Here is a 22,573-nt window from a genome sequence, read left to right on the forward strand (position 1 = left end):
GCCGACGAAACCCCCTCGAGCTTCCGCCGGGTGTGCCCCCACGCTCACGGCTCAGTTCATCCATCATCGACCGGACACCGGTCAACGACCACACAGGAGAATTGTGGCTGTCAAGATTCGTCTGAAGCGCCTCGGCAAGATCCGGGCGCCCTACTACCGCATCGTCGTCGCCGACTCGCGCACCAAGCGCGACGGCCGCGTGATCGAGGAGATCGGCAAGTACCACCCCACCGAGCAGCCCTCGTTCATCCAGGTCGACTCGGAGCGCGCGCAGTACTGGCTCGGAGTCGGCGCGCAGCCGACCGAGCAGGTCGCCGCGATCCTCAAGCTGACCGGCGACTGGGGCCGCTACAAGGGCGACGCCGATGCCGTCAGCACCGTCCAGGTGAAGGAGCCCAAGGCTCCGTTCGTCGTCGACGCGAAGAAGAAGCCCGTCCTCAAGCCGAAGTCCGAGGCTCCGGCCAAGGCCGCCCCGGTCGAGGACACCGCCGACGAGACCTCCACCGAGGCGTAGTCAGTGCTCGCTCCCGCCGTCGAACACCTCGTCAAGGGGATCGTCGAGAACCCCGATGAGGTCAGTGTCGTGGCCACGAGCTCCCCGCGCGGAGAGGTCCTCGAGGTGCGCGTGCACCCCGAGGACCTCGGCCGCGTGATCGGACGCTCCGGTCGCACCGCCAAGGCCGTCCGCACTCTCGTCGCCGCGCTCGCCGACGGGCGCCGTGTGCGCGTCGACGTCGTCGACACCGACAAGTAGAGGTGTCGGTCACCGGACCGGGCACGACGCAGCTCCGCGTCGCCCGACTCACCAAGGCCCACGGGCTCAAGGGCGCCATCAAGCTCGAGCTGTACACGGACGAGCCCGACAAGCGCTTCACCCCCGGATCCACGTTCACGCTGCAGGTGCCCCGCACCTCCGAGTGGCACGGCAAGAAGCTCGAGCTCGTCGAGCTGCGCTGGTACAACAGCCACCCCGTCGCGTTCTTCCGGGGTGTCGACGACCGCAACGCCGCCGAGACCCTCCTGAAGGCGATCCTCTGGATCGACGAGGAGGTGCAGACCCAGCCGGGCGAGGACGACTCCTGGTACGACTACCAGCTGGTCGGCATGAAGGTCGTCCGCGACGGCGTCGAGGTCGGCACCGTCCGCCGCGTCGACCACTTCCCCGCACAGGACCTGCTCATCGTCGGCACCCCCTCCGGCGAGGTGATGGTGCCGTTCGTGAACGCGATCGTCCCCTCCGTCGACGCCGCCGCGGGGATCGTCACGGTCACGCCGCCGATCGGCCTGTTCGAGGAGGCTCCCGAGGAGGAGCCCGCCGCGGTCGACCTCAGCGGTGTCGACCTCGCGGACCCGGCGCTGAGCGCGCCCGCGGACGCCGACGAGCCGGACGCCGCCGAGACGCACGCCGTCGAGACCGCGGAAGCTCCTGCGGGCGACGACCTCGACGCGCCCGCCGCCGTCGGCACCTCCGAGGAGGAGCCCCGGTCGTGAGGATCGACATCGTCTCGATCTTCCCGGAGTTCTTCGGCGTGCTCGACATCAGCCTGCTCGGCCGTGCGCGGCAGAGCGGGCTGATCGAGCTCGGCGTGCACGACCTCCGCGACTTCACCCACGACCGCCACCGCACCGTCGACGACACGCCCTACGGCGGCGGAGCCGGCATGGTGATGCGACCGGAGCCGTGGGGCGAGGCGCTCGACACGATCCTCGACGGCGCGGACGACCCCGTCGTGATCTTCCCGTCGCCCGCGGGCGAGCTGTTCACCCAGGCGACCGCCCGCGAGCTCGCGGAGGAGTCCACCCTCGTCTTCGGCTGCGGCCGCTACGAGGGCATCGACCAGCGCGTCGTGGACCACACCGCCGAGCGCGCGCGGGTCCGGCTGATCAGCCTCGGTGACTACGTCCTCAACGGAGGAGAGGTCGCCGTGATGGCGATGATCGAGGCCGTCGGACGCCTGGTCCCGGGCGTCGTCGGCAACCCGGCGAGCCTGGTCGAGGAGAGCCACTCCGACGGGCTGCTCGAGTACCCGAGTTACACCAAGCCGGCCTCCTGGCGGGGCCTCGACGTCCCTCCGGTGCTCCTCAGCGGCAACCACGGGGCGATCGCCGCCTGGCGCCACGAGCAGAGCGTCGAGCGCACCCGCCGCGTCCGTCCCGAACTGCTGCCCTGAGCCCCGCTGCGAGATGCCACCTCTGACGCGGCGCCGCGGCGTGTCGTCCTCACAGGTGGCATCTCGCGGCGGCGATCACCGGGTCGAGAGGGCCAGGTGCCGGTCGCGGAGGGCCAGGAAGAGCGGGAACGCGAACGCCAGGGCGACCAGCGGCGCGAGCAGCACCAGGATCCACACGCGGCGCATCCCGATCCGGCGGCCCTCCACCACCATGAAGGCGACGGCCGCGATCGCGACGACCAGCAGGTCGGTCGAGAACGACGACACCCACGGCCCGCCCGCGGCGAGGCCGGCCAGCACGTCCGCGCCCTCCTGCATCGCCCGCACGTTCCAGGTCCACGTTCCGATCAGCCCGGCGAGGGCGAGGACGAGGTAGACGATCCCGAGCGGCGTCCAGCCGCGGTGCAGCCGGCTCATGCGCGGGCCTCCGTTCGTGCGAGGGTGAGGATCGTGGCTCCAGCGAGGGCGACCACCGCCACAGTAGCGACGGCGAGGGTCATCGGATCCGGTGCGGTCAGCGCCTGTCCGCGCAGTGCCTGCCAGCAGGTGAGGCCGACGGCGGACGCCCAGGCCGCCGAGGCCAGTGCGACGAGCCGCAGCCGGGTCGATCCAGGGCGCAGCACGGGGATCCGGGGTGCCATCCGTCCGAGCAGCAGCGCGAGCAGCGGGAGCCCCTGGAGGGCGTGCATCCCGACGAAGTGCGGGATGCGCAGATCGCCGCCGGTGGTGCTCCAGCCCAGCAGCGGGAGTCCCGGTCCGCCGTCCGCGACTCCGACGGCGTGCGCGCCGACGACGCCCTGGTAGTCGCTGATCTGGCCGGGCGACGGGCCCGTCATCAGGAACGCGAGGCCCATCCCGACGAGCCCGATCACGAGTCCGGCGCGTACGGCGAGCGTCAGCGCCGGGTCGCCGAGCGGCACCCGCGCCAGGAGGGCGGCGAGGACCAGCGTCGCCAGCCAGACCACCACGATCGAGACGGCCATCGAGGCCCAGAGCGCGGCGTGCAGGGGAGTGGAGACGTCGAAGTGGCTGCGCTCGCCGACCAGGGCGGCGCCTCCGATCACGACCATCTCGACCGCCAGGCCGACCGCCGCGATCGTGCCCAGCGCTCGGGCGAGGCGGCGTCGGCGGGGCACGAGCCCGATCAGCCAGGCGAGCGTCACGGCGTACAGCGCGATCGACAGGCAGAACTTCAGCGGCTTGGCCCAGAGCGGCTGCCCGCCGAGCTCGCGGGGATCGACGACCAGTGCGATCACACAGAGGAGGGCGCCGACCGCCATCGCGGCAGCGAGCACCAGGAGGGGCCGATGCGGGGCGGCGGAGGCTGTGCTCGCGGGCGTCTCGGTCGCCGTGCTCATCGGACCGCCTCCGCCCCGCCGCCGAAGCGGCTCTGCGTCTCGCGCGCCTGGGCGACGCGCCGGAGCGACTGCAGCACCACGTCTCCGAGCGCGGTGCCGACCGCGGCGACGGCCGCCTGCTCGCTCACGCTCTCGCGGGCCTGCAGCTCGTCGAGGTCGGCGGAGGCGACGAGGGCGGCGGCGCGGGCGTAGGCCTCGAGCCAGCGGGCGCTCATCGGTCCGGTGGAGAGCTCGAGCGCGTCGAGCGCCCGGGCCGCCGTCGCCACGGCGGGGTGGCCGCAGTGGTCGGCGCCCACCGTCTCGGCGATCCGCCGCACCGACGCTTCGGTGGCGGACGCCGTCGAGTCGGCGCTCACGGAGACCACGTCCTGCGCCACCTCGAACGCCGCAGTCGGGCCGATGCCCGCGTCGAGCGCGGCCGCGATCCGCTTCGCGCCGGCGATGCCGACGCCGCCGCTCTCGATGAGCGCCCGGAGCAGCGTCAGGCGGGCGACGTGGGCGTCCCCGTACTCCGCCCGCTGGGGGCCGGCGGCGTCGCCCGGCGGCAGCAGCCCCTCCCGGATGTAGTACTTGATCGTGGGCAGGCTGACGCCGCTGCTGCGGCTGAGCTCCGAGATTCGCACACGGACAGTATCGCTATCGGATAGTGACGCTGTCCACTACTCGGTCAGTCTCGAGCGGAGAGGACGACGTTCCCCGTCTCGGTGATGGCGATCGTGTGCTCCATATGGGCGCCGCGCGAGCCGTCGCGGCTGCGGAGGGTCCAGCCGTCCTTGTCCGTGTAGATCTCGTCGGTCGTCTGCAGGAACCACGGCTCGATCGCGACGACGAGGCCCGGGCGGAGCGGGTAGCCGCGGCCGGCGCGTCCGTCGTTGGGGATGTGCGGGTCGCCGTGCATCGTGCGGCCGACGCCGTGGCCGCCGAAGTCGGTGTTGATGGACAGGCCCTCGGCGCGCGCGACGGCCGCGATGGCCGCGGAGATGTCGCCGATCTTCTTCCCGGGCTGCGCGGCGGCGATGCCGGCCTCGAGCGCGCGGGTGGTGGTGTCGATGAGGGCGAGGTCCTCCTCGCGCGGCGTCCCGACCACGACGCTGATCGCCGAGTCGGCGACCCAGCCGTTCACGGAGGCGGCGAAGTCGAGGGTGAGCAGGTCGCCGTCCTTCAGGCGGTAGTCGAAGGGCAGGCCGTGCAGCACCGCGTCGTTGACGGAGGTGCAGATGACCTTGCCGAAGGGGCTCGCGCCGAAGGAGGGGTGGTAGTCGATGTAGCAGGACTCGGCGCCGGCCCTGCGGATCATGTCGTGGGCGAGCCGGTCGAGCTCCAGCAGGTTCACGCCCACGGCGGCGGCGGCGGAGGTGGCCTTCAGTACCTCGCCGACGAAGCGGCCGGCGGGACGCATCTCCTCGATCTCGGCGGGGGTGCGTAGCTCGATCATCCTGATCCTCTCGGGGTCCGCTGAGCCGTTGTTCAGCGGTGGTGGGTACGGTCGGTGCATGCGCACGCGACGGGCATTCGGTTCCTGGCAGTTCCCGGCGGCGATCGTGCTGCCCCTCTGGATCCTCTTCGGGTACGGGGTCTTCGGAGGATCGAGCGGCTGGACCGTGCTCGGCCTGGTGATCGCCCTTCCCATTCTGGCGGTCGCACTCACGGCTGTGGCCGCGATCGTCGCATTCCGGGTGACCGTGCGGCCCACGCGCACCCCCGCGTGGGGCGACGTGGCCGTGGTCGGCGCGTGGCACCTCTCCCTGATCGCCTTCGGCTTCTTCCCGCCCGGCGCCTGGGCGCTGGGCCTGCTCTCGGTGGTCCTCGGAGTGGCCGCCTTCTGGCACTCGGCGTGGCGGTTCCTCGCCGACGCGCGCGCCACTCTCCTCGCCTTCTCGGAGGCGGCGTCCGTGCAGGCCGAGGGCGCTCACCGCCCCGTCGCCGGCGAGGGCTTCGACCCGGAGCGCCCCCAGGACGGGCAGACCATCGTCCTCTGAGGGCACAGGCCTCCTGCGAGGGGTCGTTCCGCTGCGGGGCCTTGCTCGTGGAACACCCTGCTTTGACGCGGATCGACGCGGCATGGCAGAATGAGCGCTTGTGCCTCGCGCAGGCTCTGCCACAGGGGAGCCGCGACGACGTGGGCACGACCGACTTCCATCAACGAAACGGTGTTCGACCTGTGGCGGGCACGGAGAGCGATACAGCATGCACATCCTCGATTCCGTCGATGCGGCGTCCCTCCGCAGCGATGTCCCGGACTTCCGCGCCGGCGACACCGTCAAGGTCCACGTCAACATCGTCGAGGGCTCCCGCTCGCGCATCCAGGTCTTCCAGGGCGTCGTCATCGGCCGCTCCAACGAGGGCGTCCGCGAGACCTTCACCGTCCGCAAGGTGAGCTTCCAGGTCGGCGTCGAGCGCACGTTCCCCGTGCACTCGCCGGTCATCGACCACATCGAGGTCGTCACCCGCGGTGACGTCCGTCGCGCGAAGCTCTACTACCTGCGCAACCTGCGCGGCAAGAAGGCCAAGATCAAGGAGAAGCGCGACGCCTGAGCGGCATCCGCACGACTTCTCGGGAACCCCGGTCCACCTATGATGGACCGGGGTTCCTCGCTTTCTCGGGGGCGATCCGTCCGGGGAGTCCACCCGGTGATGCACAGTAGGGGCGACGGCGAGCGATGACAGACAGCACGGCCCCGGTCCGCCTCCCCGGAGGCGAGGACCACGCCCGCCACTCGGCGGATCCGTCCGAGAAGCGCCCGCGCAAGCGCCGGGGCGTCCTGCTCTTCCTCCGCGACGTGCTGATCATCTTCGTGGTCGCGGTGCTGGTCTCCTTCCTGGTGAAGACCTTCCTGATCCGCTCGTTCTACATCCCCTCCTCCTCGATGGAGCAGACGCTCGTCGAGAACGACCGGATCCTCGTGAACGAGCTCGTGCCCGGAGTCGTGCCGATCTCGCGCGGCGACGTCGTCGTCTTCCGCGATCCCGGCGGCTGGCTCTCGCCGAGCTCCGAGCCCTCCGTGCCGCCGTTCCAGGCCGCGGTCGACTCGGCTCTCGCGCTCGTCGGCCTCACCGCCCCCGACAGCAACGACCACCTCATCAAGCGCGTCATCGGCCTGCCCGGCGACCACGTGACCTGCTGCACTCCGCTCGGCCAGGTCGAGATCAACGGCAACCCGATTGACGAGCCATACGTGAAGCTCCCCGACGGGGTGCAGGCCGTCTCGGCCACCCCGTTCGACGTCGTGGTGCCCGAGGGCTCGCTCTGGGTGATGGGCGACAACCGCTACAACTCCGCCGACTCCCGCTACAACACCGACAAGCCGGGCGGCGGGTTCGTGCCGATCGACAACGTCGTGGGTCGCGCGATCCTCGTGACCTGGCCCGTGCAGCAGTGGGCGTGGCTCGATGACTACCCGTCGGTGTTCCGCGGAGTCGACACCGAGGCCTCCGAGGAGGGCTCGGACGACGCGCAGAGCGGGCAGGGCTAGGTGGTCGTCGCCGAGCCGACGCTGACCCAGGAGAGGCGCCTCTTCCGGCAGGGCTACGAGACGGTCATCGGCTGCGACGAGGTCGGCCGCGGCGCCATCGCCGGCCCGGTCTCGGTCGGCGTCGTGTCGATCGGCACGCGCTGCGGGCGCTTCCCCGAAGGACTCCGCGACTCCAAGATGCTCGCTCCCGCCCGCCGCGAAGCGCTGCTGCCGGGAGTGGCGAAGTGGGTCTCGGCCTGGGCGATCGGCGAGTCCTCCGCGGACGAGATCGACGAGACCGGGATCATCGCCGGCCTCGGCCGCGCCGCGTCCAGGGGCATCGAGCGCCTCGCCGACCAGGGCGTCGACCTCGCCACCGCCGTCGTCCTCCTCGACGGCGCGCACGACTGGCTGACGCCCGCGCTGGGCGGGTGGGCGGCCGAGCTGACGATCGTCACCCGCGTGAAGGCCGACCGCGACTGCGCCGCCGTGTCCGCCGCCTCCGTGCTCGCGAAGGTGGGACGGGACGGCCAGATGGTGCGCCACCACGACGACTTCGCCGACTACGCCTGGGACAGCAACAAGGGCTACGGCAGCGCGGCGCACTGGGCGGGGATCGAGCGGGTAGGCCCGTCCCCGCTGCACCGGGTGACCTGGCTGTCGAAGTCGCGGGAGAGCGCCGACGAGGCGGTCCCGGCGTCCGGGCCCGTCGGCGCGGCGTAGGATTGTCCAACGATGGATGAGGACGAATTCGAGGACTACGACCGCGAGGTCGAGCTGGCACTGTACCGGGAGTACCGCGACGTCGTCTCGCAGTTCTCGTACGTCGTCGAGACCGAGCGCCGGTTCTACCTGGCGAACGAGGTCGACCTGGTCCGCCGCGACACCGAGCACGACTTCTACTTCGAGCTGACCATGCGCGACGTGTGGGTCTGGGACGTCTACCGCTCCGACCGCTTCGTGAAGTCGGTGCGCGTGCTGACGTTCAAGGACGTCAACGTCGAGGAGCTGTCCCGCAAGGAGTTCGAGCTCCCCAAGGAGCTCGCACTCGACGAGTAGGGCTCTGTCGTCGCAGGCTCCGGCCCCGGTGCTGGTCGAGTAGCCGCCCGTCTTCGCCGGTCGAGCAGCCGCCTCTGAACTCCTTGCTGGTCGAGTAGCCGCCTCCGGCGGCGTATCGAGACCCCCGGTCCCGCCACGTGCAGGTCGAGCAGCCGCCGTCCGCCGTCCTGCCGGTGCCCGGCCTCCCTCCACAGCCGTCGATCCGGCCCGTTCTCCACGGAACCGTCACCCTCCACCCCGGCGCGCCCGCCTGCTCAGTCACGCTTCCGGCAGGAGGACGCATGGACAAGGACGAACTGGGGCGGCGCGGCGAGGAGATCGCGGCGGCGCACCTGAGAGACAGCGGATTCGAGATCCTCGACCGCAACTGGAGGGTCCGCGAGGGCGAGCTCGACATCGTGGCCCGCGACGGGTCGGCACTGGTCGTGGTGGAGGTGAAGACGCGCTCGTCGACGCGCTTCGGACTGCCGGTCGAGGCCATCACGCGGGCCAAGGCGCAGCGCCTGCGCCGACTCGCCTACGCCTGGGCCGATGAGCACCACGAGCGCTCCCGGCATCTGCGGATCGACGCGGTCGGCATCGTCGCTCCCGGGGGAGTCCCGTCGCAGATCCGGCACCTGCGGGCGGTGGCCTGATGGGCCTGGGGAGGACCTCCGCGGTCGGTCTCGTCGGCTTCGCGGGAGCCGTGGTCGGGGTGGAGGCCCACTCGGCCGACGGCACGCCCGGCATGGTGATCATCGGCCTGCCCGACGCCGCGCTCGCCCAGGCGAAGGAGCGGGTGCGCTCGGCGGCGATCAACTCCGGCAGCACCATCGCCGAATACAAGATCACCGTGAACCTCTCGCCGGCCGCGATGCCCAAGCACGGCTCCGCCTTCGATCTCGCCATCGGGCTGGCCGCGCTCGCGTCGCTCCGTGAGGTCGATGCGGAGTCGGTCGCCGCGGTCGTCCACATCGGGGAGCTCGGGCTGGACGGCCGGCTGCGCTCCGTCCCCGGCGTGCTGCCCGCGGTGCTCGCGGCCGCCCGCGAGGGCAGGCGCCGCGTGATGGTCCCCGTCGAGGACCGCCTCGAGGCGGAGCTGGTCGACGGCGTCGAGGTGATCGCGGTCTCCTCGCTGGCGGCGGCCGCCGTCTGGCACGGAGCCGAGTGGGAAGTGCCGGTGCTCCCCGAGGCCGCGCCGCCGTCTGCGACGGTGTCCGAGCCGGAGGCCCGCCTCGACCTCTCCGACGTGGTGGGGAACGAGGAGGCGGCCGAGGCGATGGTGGTCGCGGCGGCGGGCGGGCACCACGTGTTCCTGCTCGGGCCTCCCGGCGCCGGGAAGACGATGCTCGCCTCGCGCCTGCCGGGCATCCTCCCCGATCTCGACGACGCCGCCGCGTTCGAGGCCACCTGCATGCGCTCGCTCGTCGGAGCGCCGACCGGTGGCGCGCTGGTGCGCAGGCCGCCGTTCGAGAGTCCGCACCACTCCGCCTCGTCCGCGGCGATAGTCGGCGGCGGCAGCGGACGCATCCGTCCCGGCGCGGTCGCCCGCGCCACCCGCGGAGTGCTGTTCCTCGACGAGGCCCCCGAGTTCTCCTCGGTGGCCCTGGACGCGCTGCGCCAGCCGCTCGAGTCCGGGGTGATCCGCATCCACCGTGCGAACGCCGTCGCCGAGTTCCCCGCCCGGGTGCAGCTCGTCCTCGCGGCGAACCCGTGCCCGTGCGGCCGCTTCGGCATTCCCGGTGAGACCTGCACCTGCGCCCCCGCGGTCCGCCGCCGGTACCTGGCGCGGCTCAGCGGCCCGCTACTGGACCGCGTCGACATCCGCTTGACCGTCCGCCGCATCAGCGCGGCTCAGCTGGCGGCGCGCCGCGACTCGCCGGGGATGTCGACGGCCGAGGCCCGCGCCCGTGTCGCTGCTGCTCGGTCCCTGGCCGGCGCCCGCCTCGCCTCCACTCCGTGGACGCTCAACTCGGAGGTCTCCGGCGCGTGGCTGCGCTCGGACGCGGTGCGCCCGACCAGCGCCGAGTCCCGCACGCTCGACCGGGCCCTCGAGCGCGGTCTGGTGACCATGCGCGGCTACGACCGGGTCCTGCGGCTGGCCTGGACGCTCGCCGACCTCGACGCAGCCGACCGGCCGAGTGCCGCCCACCTCGCGCGCGCGCTCGTCCTCCGCGGGGGTGCCGCGTGATCCGGCCCGACGCGCTCTTCGACGCCGCAGAGCTCGACGCCGTTCGTCGACTGCTGCCGAGCAGCGCAGCCGATCCGGGGTCAGCTGCCGAGAGGACGGGCGAGTCGGACGGCGCGCGGAGCGAGCTCGTGGACGCCGCCGCTCGATGCGCCTGGAACTCGCTGACCGAGCCCGGCGACTCCGTCGCAGCCCTCCTCATCGAGCGGGTCGGGCCGGCGGAGGCGTTCGCGCACGTCGTGTCGTCCTCCTCCGCGGAGGAGATCCTCGCGCCTCCGCATCGCGCTCCCTCCGAGGAGGGTGACCCGGCGAGCGCGCTGCTCGACTCCGAGGTCGCCGCGCTGCAGTCGGGGCTGACCCGCTGGCGGCCGCGCCTGGACCGCAGGCTCCTGTTCCGCCGTCTCGAGATCGCTGAGCGCCTCGGCGCCCGGCTGCTGCTTCCCGGGGCTCCCGAGTGGCCCGAGTCGCTCGACGACCTCGGGCCGCACGCGCCGCTCCTGCTCTGGCTGCGCGGCGATCCCGCCGCCTTCGCTCCGCCGCACCGCCTCGCCCTCGTCGGCGCACGCGCCGCGACCGGCTACGGCGAGCACGTGGCCGCCGAGCTCGCGGCGGGCGTCGCGACCCGCGGCGTCTCGGTCGTCTCGGGCGGCGCCTTCGGGATCGACGCGGTCGCCCACCGCGCCGCCCTCGGCTCGGGAGGTCGCACGGTCGCGTTCCTCGCCGGGGGAGCGGACCGCCTCTACCCGACGGCCCACGCCGACCTCCTCCACCGCATCATCGCCACCCCCGGCTGCGGCGTCGCGACCGAGGTCCCGCCGGGCACCACGCCCACCCGCTGGCGATTCCTGCAGCACTATGTAGGTTGTATGCGTGAGCACCCAACGCGCAGCAGCCATCTACGCCCGCCAGAGCCTCGACAGGGCCGAAGGTATCGACCGCCAGCTAGAGCGTTGCAAAGAGCTGGCGGAGGCTCGTGGCTACACCGTGGTCGAGACCTACCAGGACAACGAGACGAGCGCCTCCAAGGTTCGTGGAGCAGGCACAGCATGGGCACGGATGCTGAGGGAGGCCAAGGACGGCCGCTTCGACGTTCTGCTCGCTGTGGACCTGGACCGCCTCCTTCGCTCCCTGCCGGACCTCCTGGCAATCACCGAGACGAACGTTGCGGTGCTGACCGTCGATGGGCAGTTGGACCTGACCTCCGCAGATGGAGAGTTTCGAGCCACCATGCTCACGTCGATTGCTCGCTTCGAGACGCGCCGGAAGGGTGAGCGTCAGCTCCGTGCCAACGAGTACAGGGCCTCGAAGGCCATGCCGAACCCCGGCCGACGCAGGTTCGGCTATGAGTCCAACGGCCGGGAAATCCGCGAGGCTGAGGCCGTCATCGTGCGCAGCCTCTTCGAGCGCTTCAGGGAGGGTGTCAGCGTCCGCAGCCTCTCACAGGACCTCGTGACCAAGGGCATCGACCCTGCACCTGGCCGCTCGTGGAGCCCTAGGCGGGTCCGGTACATCCTCCAGTCCGAGGTGTACACGGGCAGCGCCCTCTACAAGGGCCAGGCGACCCGCTCAGAAGCCGTGCAGCCCATCGTGAGTGCAGAGCTGGCCGAGGAGGTTCGAGCGCTCCTGAGCGACCCCACACGGAAGACGACCCCTGGCCCTGGCGTGAAGCACCTTCTCAGCGGTCTGGCTCGATGCGCCATCTGTGACGCTCCGCTGGTCTACATGCGCGCGTACATGTGCAGGACCAACCTGAAGCACGTCAGCATCCAGAAGAAGTCACTCGACCCCGTTGTCCGAGCAGAGGTAGTGAAGGCCATCCTCTTCGCACCGAGCGACACGACCAAGGAGGCCAACGGCGACATCCCTGCACTCGCCAGCAAGCTGGCCAGCAACAGCGCCACAGTCGCTCAGCTCTTCCAGGACCGCGCAGAAGGTCTTATCCCGCCCGACGTTGCTCGCTCGCAGCTCATCGCTCTGAAGGGGCAGCGGGAGGCCGCAGAGAAGGCACTGGAGCTGGCACGTGCGGCGTCGGCAACGGGCACGTTCGCTCAGCTCAGAGCTGGTCTCTTCACCCGGGGCTGGGTCAGCATCGCTGACGCGGCAGAGCGTGCGAACCAAATGGGAGCGGCCTTCGACGCACTCGACCTCGACCGGCAGCGAGAGCTGGTGCGCACGCTCCTCAGCGTGCGGGTAGAGAAGGGTCGAGCATCCAACCGAGTGAAGGTGGAGCACCTCGTAGCGACCAGCCTCAACGACGACTCAGAAGTAGAATCTGAGTAGCATCGATAACGCGGGACCGTTATCCGTGGTACGGTAGTCCCGCATCTACGCACCGCCCCCGGCTCTCCTTGATTCGTCACCAAGTAGACAGAGCCGGGGGCATCTTGCATTCACGGCTGACTTCCTCTAGTCTGCTCATGCGGAAGTTGACGCTCTCCGATACCCCAGCCTCTCAGTGCTGGCTCGAAAGTCGTAGATGCAGTGCCGGTGAAGACAGCCCGGCTGACGAGCCCTTATCTCCTTGGGCAAGAGTTCACACTTCTGCAGGGGTGTGGAGAGCAGCTAGACGTTTGTCTCATGGAGGCAGGCGTTATTAGTCGTGCTCTGACTCAGGGTCTCTCTGTAGATTCTGTAACCCGGTGTCCCCCGGAGAGTCGGAGCGCAGCTCTCCACGCCCTTCAGCATCAAGCGAAGGACAAGCACGTGGGTGCAGACAAAGAAATCGACGGTCGTGATTACAGGGACTTGAAGCGGGCACATCGCCGTCACCTCGGTCCGGCAAGAGACGCCGAGAAGCGAGCACTGGCCAACCTCACCAAGAGCAAGCTCGATGAGGCACTTAAGGTCACTAGGCCGGACTTGAAGGGACCTACCTTCGAGACCTTGCTCACGTTCACAGTGAGTCAGCTCCGCCGAAAGCTCGATGCCGCGATTGTCGTCCTGGACGAGCACGCGGAGACCGAGGTCAAGGCCATGACTCATCGCCAGCTCGCCAATGAGGTAGCTCGACTGAGGAAGCGTAAGGCTCGTGCTGAGCAGTACGCCGCCACCCGGGAGGAAGCGCTCCGCGCCAATCTCCGGACCTACGGGCAGAACGTGAGTGCTCGCAGTGCAAGGGTCAGGATCGAGCGTCACGACCCCCGCTACGAGGCGTTCAAGGGTGTATCCGCTACATCTACCCCTGACTTCTCGCACCTGCTTGAGGAGAGTGCGGCATGACCGAGGCCGAACTTCTGAGCGCGCTGGGATCACCGAGCGAGAAGCAGGCAAGCCCGGCTCAGATCATCTTCCGTGCATACCTCTTCGACCTCTTGAAGGTTCAGGACCACACGCATGTCACGGACCTCGCATCAGTGGGTCGAGACATCTCGAACCTTCAGAAGCTCCGTGCCATCCGCAAGCCCACCGATGCCGACTACGCGCGTGCGAAGAGCGTGCACTACCCGGTGGACCCGAACTCCACTGACCTGTTCTCCCTCCTCCTGTCCTGAACCACAGCAACTCTGACGAAAGAAGAATTATCATGACGACCACGCCCCAGCAGATCAGCGCGACCGTAGACGAAGCCTCCGAGAAGAAGAGTGTGCTCGACGCCTTCAATGCGGATGCAGACTCGGATGTCCTGACGCTCGTCGCCCGAGGCAAGGGACTGCGCCTCCAGATCAAGGTGCTGAAGGTCGGAGGAATGGACGTGCCTCCCTGGCTGGTGATCGAACTCCAGTCGATCGAGGAAGAGCTTCTGTCCTTCTTCGAGTAGTACGCGGAGTAGCAACTCACAACTTAAAACATGAATTAGAGGCCCTCATACCGACCATGGTGTAGGGGCCTCTAATCAGTTAAGATTGAAGCATGACGAATCAGCTTGCCCTTCTCATCTCTTCTGTCGCTCTCACCAAGCAGACGATCCGCCTTCTCGAAGAGGCGGACTCTGACTACGTGGACCAGGACTACCTGGGCACTCTTCGGGATGAGTACGACGAGCACGTGCAGACTCTTCTCGACTACTGCCAGGTGCTCATCAATGAAGAGAGGAAGGCAGGAGGACTGCCCGCTCTCCCCTTCGACAGCCTCGTCAGCGGCCCGTGAGCAGGCACCACGCAGCGCAGCAGTGGAGCAAGCACTCACCCAAGCTCAGGGCAATGATCGCTCCCTCGCTCCCGCGCCTGTGCGTGAACGGGTGCGGGAGGCCAGTGCTTCGCTCGGACAAGTGGCAGGTTGGCCACATCGTTGGTGCTGAGTACGGAGGTAAGCCGGTGCTCTCGAACGTGGGACCAGCGCACGTGAAGTGCAACACCAGCGACGGTGGCAGGCGAGGCGCAGCGATCACGAACGCAGCGAAGAAGAAGAGTCACATTCGACATGGAAATTGGTGAGACAAGACTTCATGTCAAACTTTTCTGAGGTCGTCGCTGGACCCTCGCCTGCCGTCAGCGAAACTTCCCTATTCCTCTCCGGATCGCAGTGGGACGAGACGCGAGACAGCGGGATTACACCCCTGTTCCAGTCCTCTCTGAGCGATTCTCCCGAGGGTCGAGCAGCCTTCCTGGAGGGTCTGCGTCTGAGCGGCATGGGGACCATTAGGGGCTTCACTGAGCCCTACCCGCAGATGCTCCGGCTCGCGGACACGTGCAACAACCTCGACTCCAGCTTCATCGGCATCCTGCTTCCGCGCCGGTCCGCCAAGACGACCTCGCTCCTGGCTGTAGCGCTGGGCCGGTGCATGACCATCCCGGACTATCAGGTTGCCTACTCGATGCTGACCACCGGCACCAAGGCGCGGGAGAGGTTCAGGGACGGGCTCATCAAGCCGCTGGAGCGGGTGTACCCGGACCCGAAGGCAAGTCCCATCAAAATCTATCGAGCTGGTGGTTCTGAGCGCCTTACCTTCTCGAATGGTTCGACGCTCTCGATTCTTGGTCCTGACGGTCAGGCATTCCGCTCCGCGGCGTACGACCTCATCGTTTTGGATGAGGCGGGAGAGGCAACGGAGGCTATGGGGGAGGACGTGCTCGGAGGAGCCCTCGCCACGATGGACACTCGTGAGGATGGTCAAATCATCCTGGCGGGCACCGCGGGTAAATTCCGCGCCGGACAGGCTCTGTACGAGGCGCTGGAGGCCGGACGCGCTGGCAGGCGGGGTGCGGGCATTCTCGAATACGCAGCGCCTGAGACGACCCGTGACGAGGACCTTCAGGACGAGAACGGCGAGAAGAGCTGGGATAAGGCGAAGCCGCTCGTGCAGGCAGCTCACCCCGGCATCGGCTACCTCACCTCGCTGGACAAGATCGAGCAGCGCTTCGAGAAGCTGAAGCTCTCGCAGTTCAAGGAAGAATATCTGAGCATCTTCGGGGACATTGGCTCTGCCGCTGGCGCACTCGACTATGACACCTGGACCGCACTCGGGACTGACGAGGAAGCCGCCATACCGAAGCGCTTCGCCATGGCGGCGGTCGTGCACCCGAACCAGACGTATGCCGCCGTGTGCCTCGCATGGCGCGTGAACGGCGTCGCACATGTCGCAGTGCGAGAGCACCGCCCCGGCGTGAGCTGGCTCGGAGGTTCAGTGAAGGCGAACTACCTAGCGACGAAGATGGGCACCGCTGTGGACTCGCAGGGACCGATCACAGTCGAGACCGAAGCCATGCTCCGCATGCGACCCAAGCCCAAGATTCTTGTTCAGACGCTGCACAACATCACGACTGCCGCAGCGCTCCTCGCCAAGGAGGTCGAGAACAAGAACCTTGTGCACTACAAGGACGACGTTCTTGATTCCGCCGTGAGAGTCACTGGCAAGCGGACCATCGGTGACCGGGGCAAGTGGGCGTTCTCCCGAGGCGACTCGCCTGAGAACGACATCATCGCGCTAGAAGGCGTGGCCATGGCACTTCGTCAGTACGACACTCTGCCCACAGGACCGGTTCGCAAGATGATTGTTGTCGGAGGATAACCATGGCCAAGCTCGACAGAAGCTCTGAGACGATTGTGGTCTGGTGCCCTCACTGCCCGCTCTACTCGCGCTTCTTTATGCGCTCTCAGGAGCTGTGGGCCTATAGGGAAGCCTGCCAGCACGAACTTCTTACGCATCCGAACCAGAGAGTTTCCAGGAATGCCTACGGTCATTTCTTGCGGAAGTCCGCGTAAGTAAGTAACTGCCCCTTAGTCTTTCCGTGTGGGACTTCTATCGGCATTCAAGCGCGACAGCATCAGCTCTGTTGTTGCTTCTCCGAAGCCGATTCTCTCGCCCTGGGCAGACTCGACCCACCTGGAGCAGGTTGCCTTCTCGGAGCTGATTGGTCCGGTCAACGGCGACCTTCCCGTCACCCGGGCAATGGCGATGTCGATTCCCGCGGTGGCCGCAGCTCGTCGGCTCCTCATCTCGAAGATCGCGGGACGCCCGCTCCGTGCACTCGACTCCAGCGGCAACCTCGTCTCGACTCAGCCGACGTGGCTCTACCGGTCGAACTCCACTTCTGGTGTCTCTCCGTGGCACCGGATGGCAGCGACCATTGACGACCTCCTCTTCTATGGCTGGAGCCTTTGGGCTACCGAGCGAGGTGCTGACGGCCTTCTGCTCGATGCTGTGCGCGTGCCGATGGACGAATGGGACACCGACCAGGACGGGAACATTCTTGTTCACGGTGAGGTCGTGAAGGATGCCAAGAGCGTCATCCTCATTCCTGGAGACGGCAGCTCTCTTCTGGCGGACTCCGCTGAGTCCATCCGCAGTGCTCGGAATCTGGAGAAGACGTGGGCCTCTCGTGTCCGTAGTCCTATTCCCATGATGGAGCTTCATGACCTGTCCGAGGAGGGCATGGATCAGAAGGAGGCGGAGGCCTACGTCAAGGACATCATCAAGGCTCGCCAGAATCCGGACGGTGCAGTCATCTACACGCCGAGCACCATCGAGCTGAAGACGCACGGCGAGAAGGCGGCGGACCTCTTCGTGTCGGGCCGCAATCAGTCCCGACTGGACATCGCTGGCGTCCTGGGTCTCCCGGCCTCGCAGATCGACGCCTCACAGGCTCAGGCCTCCTTGACCTATGCGACTCAGCAGAGCGAACAGGCGGCGCTCACGGATCGCCTCAGCGCCTGGACCGAGCCCATCGAGGCTCGGCTTTCGCTCGATGACGTTGTGCCCCGCGGCCAGCACGTGGCATTCGAGTTCAGCACCTCCACGCTCTCCACCGGCACCCCGAAGGACGACTAATGACTATCGCAAAGATCGAGGCCGGAACGCTGAAGGCCAACGCTGAGGCCCGTGTCGTCTCGGGTCTCCTCCTGCCCTTCGGTGAGGTCGGCACGACCAACCTTGGCAAGTTCAGCATCGCCAAGGGGGCCATCACGATCCCCGAGGACGTGGAGGTCCTGAACGCCAACGTCCAGCACGACTCCGAGTCTCCGGTCGGTCGGTTCCTGTCCGCCGTCGAGACCGACTCCGGCATCGTGGCCAGCTTCTCCGTGGGCAAGAACCCGGAGGGCGACACGCTCCTCGCGGAGATTGCGGACGGCTCCCGGTCGAAGCTCTCCGCGGAGGTCAAGAACATCGTCCTGCGTGCCGGTGTGGCCGTCTCCGGAGTCCTCTTCGGTGCCGCCTTCGTCACCGAGGGTGCGTTCCCGAGCGCCGCGCTCATGGCGGCTGACGTGGGCGGAGAGCCCGTGACCACCGAGGAGAAGTTCTCGGACGAGTACACCGACGCCGATGGCAAGACGTTCATCCGCAAGGGCACTCGCAAGACCGTCATCGACGGCGACAAGACCACCATCACCGAGGTCATCGAACTGACCGAACCCAAGCCGGACGACGCTCCGGAGAACGAGGAGGACAACATGTCCGCTACCGTCCCGAGCACCCTCCAGGCTGGTGCTCTCAAGCCCGCCGAGAAGATCGACGCCAACACGCTCTTCGCTGCCATCGTCGCCGCCAAGAACAGCCCCGACCCGACGCTCATGGCGGCGCTCTCCGATGTGAAGTACGACAGCGCCGGTGCCCCCGGCGTCACCGTCACGCAGCCCGCCTTCCAGGGTGAGCTTTGGGCTGGCCGCGGATTCGCCCGCAAGGTCATCCCGCTCATCAGCTCCGGCACTCTGACCGGCCTGAAGTACACGGGCTGGAGGTGGAACCAGAAGCCCGAGGTCGGCACCTGGACCGGAAACAAGACCGAACTCCCGAGCAACGTTCCCACGGTCACCCCTTACACCGGCACCGCGCAGCGCTTCGCGGGAGCGTGGGACATCGCCCGCGAGTACTACGACTTCCCGACCGCCGAGAACGCGGAGTTCATCGCTTCGCTCACCCGGGCCATGGTCGATTCGTACGCGCAGAAGTCTGACGCCTACACCCTCGCGCAGCTCCTCGCCGCCTCGACCACCGCCGCTGTCGGCACTGGTGTCCCCGCCACCGTCAACCCGGGCATCGCCAAGCTCGTCCGCGGTGCCCTCCGCGTGATCGCCGCCGACGCCACCCCGAGCTTCGCGCTTGTCGCGCCGGACGTCTACGAGTCCATCCTCTGGACCCCGGAGCAGGCGGGCCTGAAGTTCCTGTCGCAGGCCATGGGTCTGGAGGAGGGGCAGATCGACAGCTTCAAGGTGGTCAGCCACACCGGCCTCGCGGCTGGTCAGGCTCTCGTGGGGGCCAAGCAGGCCGCGACTGCCCTGGAGCTGGGTGGCTCGCCCATCCGGGTCAGTGCGGTGGACATCGCCAAGGGTGGCTACGACGAGGCCGTTCACGGCTACATCGGCGTGAAGATCGACCTCCCGGGCGCGCTCCAGCTCGTCACCAACAACGCCTAGCCGGCCCCGCACCACCGACCCGGAAAGGAGCGAGCACGATGCACTACTCAGTCAATGACATCCCCGCCGAGGTGCTCGTGCTCGCTCCTGAGCGGGACGGTGAGCAGCTCGACCTGGAGCCGTACACCGGCATCGAGGTCACCCTCCTAGACCCGACCTACGCCCCGGTTTCCACCTCCGGCTTTGTCGTCTCGGTTGACCAGGACAGCTTGACGCTGGAGTGGCCGGAGGAGACCGTGCTGACCGCTCCCGGAGTCTGGCGCATTGTTCCCGTCCTCGTGTCTCAGACCGGCCCCAGGCTGACTCTTAGCGCTGTTCCAGTCGTCGTGGAGCAGCGGTCCGGCTGGCACTCCCTGGCCTCCGCACGGGCCTCTGAGTGGGCCGACGCTCCTCTCGATGACGTGCAGCTCTACACAGTTCTCGAGGCCGCCCGAGAGCAGTGCGAGGAGTTCGCTCCCGCCTACTCCGGAACGGTCCCTACTCGCTACCGGCAGGCGCAGCTTGTCCAGGCACGGGCGCTCTGGCAGTCGGTCAAGTCGAACGGTCAGTCCCAGATCGGCGGAGAGGGCTTCGCGGTCACCGTCTTCCCCATGGATTGGAGCGTCAAGCGGCTCCTCCGTCCGCTCCGAGGAAGGCCGGTCGCGACATGAGCACCGTGCGCGCGCAGCTCTCCGAGATTCTGAAGCCGCTACTGCCCAAGGGCTGGGTCATCATCCCCGAGCAGCGGGACCCCGGAGTCATCACCAACAGCACCGTCCTCCTGAAGCAGGAGCGAATCTCGAAGCTCCCGGCCTCGCCCATCGGCTCGCTTCAGACGTCCTTCATCCTGACCGTCCTCACGCCCCACGCGGACACGGCTCGTGCTGAGGACGACCTCGATGACGCAGTGCTCGAACTCACCACGGCGCTCGACTCACTCAACGGGGTCGATTGGACCGAGGCACAGAAGGTCATCTCCGGCGACTACCTGGGCTACGACATCTCACTTTTCATCATCACGAAGAAGGACTGATTCCCATGGCCAACATCGCCGCTACCCCGTTTGTGCTCCGCAACCTCGTGCTGAAGATCGCCGCGGACAACTTCGAGAAGTCCGTCTCCGGCGTCACCTTCACCCCCTCCACCTCCAGCGTCACCTGGCAGGGCGGCACGCCGGACGCTTCCTTCACGATGCCCGGCACGACCACCTGGGCCGTGACCATCGACTACGCCCAGGACTGGAGTGCGGCCACTTCGCTCTCCCGCCTCCTGTTCGAGAACGATGGCGTGACCAAGAACGTCCAGTTCCTTCCCATCAACGGCGGTCCCGGCTTCAAGGCGGACGTCATCCTCGTCCCGGGCTCCATCGGCGGTGCAGTCGGCGCAGCGGCAGCGGCTTCCGTCACCCTGGGCGTGCAGGGCAAGCCGACCGCCATCACCGCGGTCACTTCGTAGTCAGGTGTTCCGGCTCGACGTTGGAGGCTCCCGGGAGTTGCAAGCCGCACTCCTGGGAGTCCGCCGCGCCGAGAAGGCTGTGCAGGCGAACATTCGCAAAGCGACGAAGGCCATTGCCACTCCGGAGTGGCAGAAGGCGCTAACAGAGCGGGCAGAGACCCGGCTCGAACATCGAGTTCTCGTAGACACTGCACGAGTCTCCGTCTCCAACCAGAACGTCCGACTGGCTTCAGCCTCTGTCGGTCGTGCTCTGAGCGGAGGACTGAAGCCGAGCGAGGGTTATGCGGCGGTCGAGTTCGGTGCGAATAGGCAGCAGAAGAACACCTATGAGCGCACCAGCTCGAAGGGTAACCGCTTCCCGGTTACACGCCGGACGAGAGCGCAGCTCAGGCCGCAGCGCCGCAAGGGCTATGTAGTCTACCCCGCCGCTCAAAAGGTGATTCCGCGATTCGCCGCACTTTGGGTGCAGACAGTGGTCAAGACTATGCACGACGCTATCGAGGGAAAGGGCTAAGCCATGGCTAAGGGCATTTCCATCGACATTCTCGCTAACACGCGAGACTTTCAGCGCGGGGTCAAGGACGTCGATAAGGCGCTTTCCGAGACCGCTGACAGCTTGAACGATCTCACCCGAGACGCTGACAAGTCCGGCTCGAAGATCGGTGACGGCCTCTCTGACGGCGTGCAGTACGGCACCCGCGAGGCTGAGCGCTCCGTGGACAAGCTGACCGACGCCATTGACGACAGCGCACGAGACGCCGACCGCACCGGTCGGAAGATCGGTGACGGCCTCAGCGACGGCGTGAAGGACGGCACGAAGGACAGCGAGCGTGCGGTCGAGAAGCTCGAAGGCAGCTTCAAGGACCTAGCGGATGGTGTGAAGCGCGAGAGCAAGAGCGCTGGCAGCTCTCTCGGGGATGAGGTCAAGCGCGGCTCTGCGGAGGCTTCGGACGGAATCCGTGAGGTGGGCGACGAAGCGGCCTCTACCGCGAAGGAAGCCGCAGCGAGCTTCGACGGCTCGGCTGAGTCCATCGGAGACGCCTTCCAGGAGGTAGCGGCCAACGCCTTCGCTGGCTTCGGTCCGGCAGGTCTTATCGCCGGTGTCGCCGCAGCGGCGGGAATCGGTCTGGTTCTCTCAGCCCTGGAGGCAGGGGGAGAGGAGACCGAGGAGTACAAGGCTCGCGTCGGTGAGCTGACCGACAAGTTCATTGAGGCCGGAGGCCAGGGTGAGCTGTCCTTCGAGCAGGTTGCAGACTCTCTCCGCAAGATGGCTACCGAAGGCGATGACGTTGCCGGGACCCTTGCCGACATCCTGGAGCGAGCGGACAAGACCGGTGTTTCCGTCGAAGACCTGACGAAGGCTTTCACCGGGAACGAAGAGGCTATCGACCGGCAGATCAACGCGGCGAAGGACATCATCGCGCAGTACGACGCGATGGCCGCAGCGGCTGGAGAGGACACCTCGAAGCTCGATGGCAACCTTGCTCAGCGTTCGCTTTGGGCTAAGACCAGCGTCAAGAAGCTGGAAGAGGTTCGCTCCGCCGTCGAGGAAGCAAAGGAAAACGAGCGGCTCTACCTGGAGTCGGGCGCCGATGAGCTGGTGGCCAAGTCGGAGCGCACCGCCGAGTACGCCGACTCGATTCAGGGAGAGCTTGCTGACGTCGGGGAGTCGTGGGAGACCTACCAGAACGCCGAGACCGGCGCGATTGACCTCGCCGCCTACACCGCAGCCCTCAGCGCGCGAGTCGAGGCGATGAACAGCTACCGAGCCAACATGTCCTCCCTGCACGGCACCATCTCGGACGACGCCTACAACTATCTGGTGCAGATGGGTGCTGACGCAGCGCCGCTCATCGACGCCTACGTGAAGGCTCCTCTCGACCAGCAGCAGGCGACTGCCGCGGTGTGGGGGACGCTCGGTCGAACGGGCGGAGCGAACTACAACGCGGAGCTTCAAAAGGAGATTCCGGACTCCGTGTCCGGTCCGAAGGTCATCATTCCTACGCCCGACATGTCGCCGGTAGAGCGGGCCATCGCGCAGTTCGGGACGCGGCGCATCAACGTCGAGGCGAACGTCATCACGAAGATCGGACAGCAGGTCTACTGATGGTTTCTATTAGTCATTCGGGCGGCTTCTCCGCG

Annotated in this window: 28 protein-coding genes and 1 pseudogene; 25 read left to right on the forward strand and 4 right to left on the reverse strand. The window is 67.6% G+C overall.

The features are described 5' to 3' along the window. Positions 1 to 103: 103 nt before the first annotated feature. The 4 genes from rpsP to trmD are packed head-to-tail and all read left to right on the forward strand — an operon-like array spanning position 104 to position 2,171. Entirely contained in the window at positions 104 to 514 is a 411-nt protein-coding gene (gene rpsP, locus C5D44_RS00105) for a 30S ribosomal protein S16 (RefSeq protein WP_104275986.1), read from the forward strand. A 3-nt stretch (positions 515 to 517) separates the two neighbouring features. After that, entirely contained in the window at positions 518 to 754 is a 237-nt protein-coding gene (locus C5D44_RS00110) for an RNA-binding protein (protein WP_068210678.1), read from the forward strand. A gap of 2 nt (positions 755 to 756) precedes the next feature. Continuing rightward, entirely contained in the window at positions 757 to 1,491 is a 735-nt protein-coding gene (gene rimM / locus C5D44_RS00115) for a ribosome maturation factor RimM (RefSeq protein ID WP_146087946.1), read from the forward strand. Further along, complete coding sequence (trmD, locus tag C5D44_RS00120) at positions 1,488 to 2,171, forward strand: tRNA (guanosine(37)-N1)-methyltransferase TrmD (RefSeq protein WP_104280496.1); 684 nt, start codon at positions 1,488 to 1,490, stop codon at positions 2,169 to 2,171. Before rimM ends, trmD begins: the two co-directional genes overlap by 4 nt. A 75-nt stretch (positions 2,172 to 2,246) precedes the next feature. On the opposite strand, the gene C5D44_RS00125 is transcribed toward trmD, so the two are convergent. Genes C5D44_RS00125 through map form a run of 4 tightly spaced genes read right to left on the reverse strand, consistent with a single transcriptional unit; the run spans position 2,247 to position 4,964 of the window. Beyond that, a complete protein-coding gene (locus tag C5D44_RS00125; protein WP_104280497.1) occupies positions 2,247 to 2,588 on the reverse strand; it encodes a DUF2834 domain-containing protein in 342 nt (113 codons plus the stop codon). After that, a complete protein-coding gene (locus C5D44_RS00130; RefSeq protein WP_104280498.1) occupies positions 2,585 to 3,529 on the reverse strand; it encodes a hypothetical protein in 945 nt (314 codons plus the stop codon). Before C5D44_RS00130 ends, C5D44_RS00125 begins: the two co-directional genes overlap by 4 nt. Continuing rightward, complete coding sequence (locus C5D44_RS00135; protein ID WP_104280499.1) at positions 3,526 to 4,152, reverse strand: MerR family transcriptional regulator; 627 nt, start codon at positions 4,150 to 4,152, stop codon at positions 3,526 to 3,528. Before C5D44_RS00135 ends, C5D44_RS00130 begins: the two co-directional genes overlap by 4 nt. A 44-nt stretch (positions 4,153 to 4,196) precedes the next feature. Next, complete coding sequence (gene map, locus C5D44_RS00140) at positions 4,197 to 4,964, reverse strand: type I methionyl aminopeptidase (protein ID WP_104280500.1); 768 nt, start codon at positions 4,962 to 4,964, stop codon at positions 4,197 to 4,199. Between the two features lie 58 nt (positions 4,965 to 5,022). On the opposite strand from map, the gene C5D44_RS00145 reads away from it, so the two are divergent. From C5D44_RS00145 to C5D44_RS00245, 21 genes and pseudogenes are all read left to right on the forward strand, one after another. Further along, positions 5,023 to 5,508: a hypothetical protein gene (locus C5D44_RS00145; protein WP_104280501.1), complete on the forward strand. Its 486-nt coding sequence runs from the start codon at positions 5,023 to 5,025 to the stop codon at positions 5,506 to 5,508. A 208-nt stretch (positions 5,509 to 5,716) separates the two neighbouring features. Continuing rightward, complete coding sequence (gene rplS, locus C5D44_RS00150) at positions 5,717 to 6,064, forward strand: 50S ribosomal protein L19 (RefSeq protein ID WP_104223904.1); 348 nt, start codon at positions 5,717 to 5,719, stop codon at positions 6,062 to 6,064. A gap of 125 nt (positions 6,065 to 6,189) precedes the next feature. Next, on the forward strand, positions 6,190 to 7,002 hold the full coding sequence (lepB, locus tag C5D44_RS00155; RefSeq protein WP_104250528.1) for a signal peptidase I: 813 nt from the start codon (positions 6,190 to 6,192) through the stop codon (positions 7,000 to 7,002). Next, positions 7,003 to 7,704, forward strand: a complete 702-nt coding sequence (locus tag C5D44_RS00160; RefSeq protein ID WP_104280502.1) for a ribonuclease HII — start codon at positions 7,003 to 7,005, stop codon at positions 7,702 to 7,704. Positions 7,705 to 7,716: 12 nt separating this feature from the next. After that, positions 7,717 to 8,040 carry a DUF2469 domain-containing protein gene (locus tag C5D44_RS00165; protein ID WP_055792576.1) on the forward strand — a complete coding sequence of 108 codons (324 nt, stop codon included), beginning with the start codon at positions 7,717 to 7,719 and terminating at the stop codon, positions 8,038 to 8,040. A 281-nt stretch (positions 8,041 to 8,321) separates the two neighbouring features. Then, positions 8,322 to 8,675 carry a YraN family protein gene (locus C5D44_RS00170; protein WP_104280503.1) on the forward strand — a complete coding sequence of 118 codons (354 nt, stop codon included), beginning with the start codon at positions 8,322 to 8,324 and terminating at the stop codon, positions 8,673 to 8,675. Further along, positions 8,675 to 10,210, forward strand: coding sequence for a YifB family Mg chelatase-like AAA ATPase (locus tag C5D44_RS00175; protein WP_104280504.1), 1,536 nt, complete (start codon positions 8,675 to 8,677; stop codon positions 10,208 to 10,210). Before C5D44_RS00170 ends, C5D44_RS00175 begins: the two co-directional genes overlap by 1 nt. 236 nt (positions 10,211 to 10,446) lie before the next feature. Further along, positions 10,447 to 11,046, forward strand: a pseudogene (locus C5D44_RS00180) (DNA-processing protein DprA); the annotation flags it as partial. A 31-nt stretch (positions 11,047 to 11,077) separates the two neighbouring features. Further along, positions 11,078 to 12,487, forward strand: a complete 1,410-nt coding sequence (locus tag C5D44_RS00185; protein ID WP_104280505.1) for a recombinase family protein — start codon at positions 11,078 to 11,080, stop codon at positions 12,485 to 12,487. Between the two features lie 423 nt (positions 12,488 to 12,910). After that, entirely contained in the window at positions 12,911 to 13,426 is a 516-nt protein-coding gene (locus tag C5D44_RS17515; RefSeq protein WP_146087947.1) for a hypothetical protein, read from the forward strand. Continuing rightward, entirely contained in the window at positions 13,423 to 13,698 is a 276-nt protein-coding gene (locus C5D44_RS00195; RefSeq protein WP_104280507.1) for a hypothetical protein, read from the forward strand. The genes C5D44_RS17515 and C5D44_RS00195 overlap by 4 nt, the downstream gene beginning before the upstream one ends. A 32-nt stretch (positions 13,699 to 13,730) precedes the next feature. Further along, positions 13,731 to 13,964, forward strand: coding sequence for a hypothetical protein (locus C5D44_RS00200; RefSeq protein ID WP_104280508.1), 234 nt, complete (start codon positions 13,731 to 13,733; stop codon positions 13,962 to 13,964). A gap of 92 nt (positions 13,965 to 14,056) precedes the next feature. Beyond that, positions 14,057 to 14,293, forward strand: a complete 237-nt coding sequence (locus C5D44_RS00205) for a hypothetical protein (protein WP_104280509.1) — start codon at positions 14,057 to 14,059, stop codon at positions 14,291 to 14,293. A gap of 53 nt (positions 14,294 to 14,346) precedes the next feature. Next, entirely contained in the window at positions 14,347 to 14,580 is a 234-nt protein-coding gene (locus tag C5D44_RS18685; RefSeq protein WP_146087948.1) for an HNH endonuclease, read from the forward strand. A gap of 11 nt (positions 14,581 to 14,591) precedes the next feature. Beyond that, positions 14,592 to 16,154 carry a hypothetical protein gene (locus C5D44_RS00210; RefSeq protein ID WP_181118414.1) on the forward strand — a complete coding sequence of 521 codons (1,563 nt, stop codon included), beginning with the start codon at positions 14,592 to 14,594 and terminating at the stop codon, positions 16,152 to 16,154. 222 nt (positions 16,155 to 16,376) lie between these two features. Next, complete coding sequence (locus tag C5D44_RS00220) at positions 16,377 to 17,414, forward strand: phage portal protein (protein WP_104280512.1); 1,038 nt, start codon at positions 16,377 to 16,379, stop codon at positions 17,412 to 17,414. Continuing rightward, complete coding sequence (locus tag C5D44_RS00225) at positions 17,414 to 18,997, forward strand: hypothetical protein (protein ID WP_104280513.1); 1,584 nt, start codon at positions 17,414 to 17,416, stop codon at positions 18,995 to 18,997. Before C5D44_RS00220 ends, C5D44_RS00225 begins: the two co-directional genes overlap by 1 nt. A 38-nt stretch (positions 18,998 to 19,035) precedes the next feature. Continuing rightward, positions 19,036 to 19,647 carry a hypothetical protein gene (locus C5D44_RS00230; protein ID WP_104280514.1) on the forward strand — a complete coding sequence of 204 codons (612 nt, stop codon included), beginning with the start codon at positions 19,036 to 19,038 and terminating at the stop codon, positions 19,645 to 19,647. Next, positions 19,644 to 20,009, forward strand: a complete 366-nt coding sequence (locus C5D44_RS00235) for a hypothetical protein (RefSeq protein ID WP_104280515.1) — start codon at positions 19,644 to 19,646, stop codon at positions 20,007 to 20,009. Before C5D44_RS00230 ends, C5D44_RS00235 begins: the two co-directional genes overlap by 4 nt. A gap of 5 nt (positions 20,010 to 20,014) precedes the next feature. After that, entirely contained in the window at positions 20,015 to 20,431 is a 417-nt protein-coding gene (locus C5D44_RS00240; RefSeq protein WP_146087950.1) for a hypothetical protein, read from the forward strand. A gap of 517 nt (positions 20,432 to 20,948) precedes the next feature. Further along, the gene (locus tag C5D44_RS00245; protein ID WP_104280517.1) at positions 20,949 to 22,538 is read left to right on the forward strand and encodes a hypothetical protein; all 1,590 of its coding nucleotides are present in this window, start codon (positions 20,949 to 20,951) and stop codon (positions 22,536 to 22,538) included. Positions 22,539 to 22,573: the final 35 nt, after the last annotated feature.

The sequence above is a fragment of the Rathayibacter sp. AY1B5 genome (assembly GCF_002932795.1).
GTDB lineage: Bacteria > Actinomycetota > Actinomycetes > Actinomycetales > Microbacteriaceae > Rathayibacter.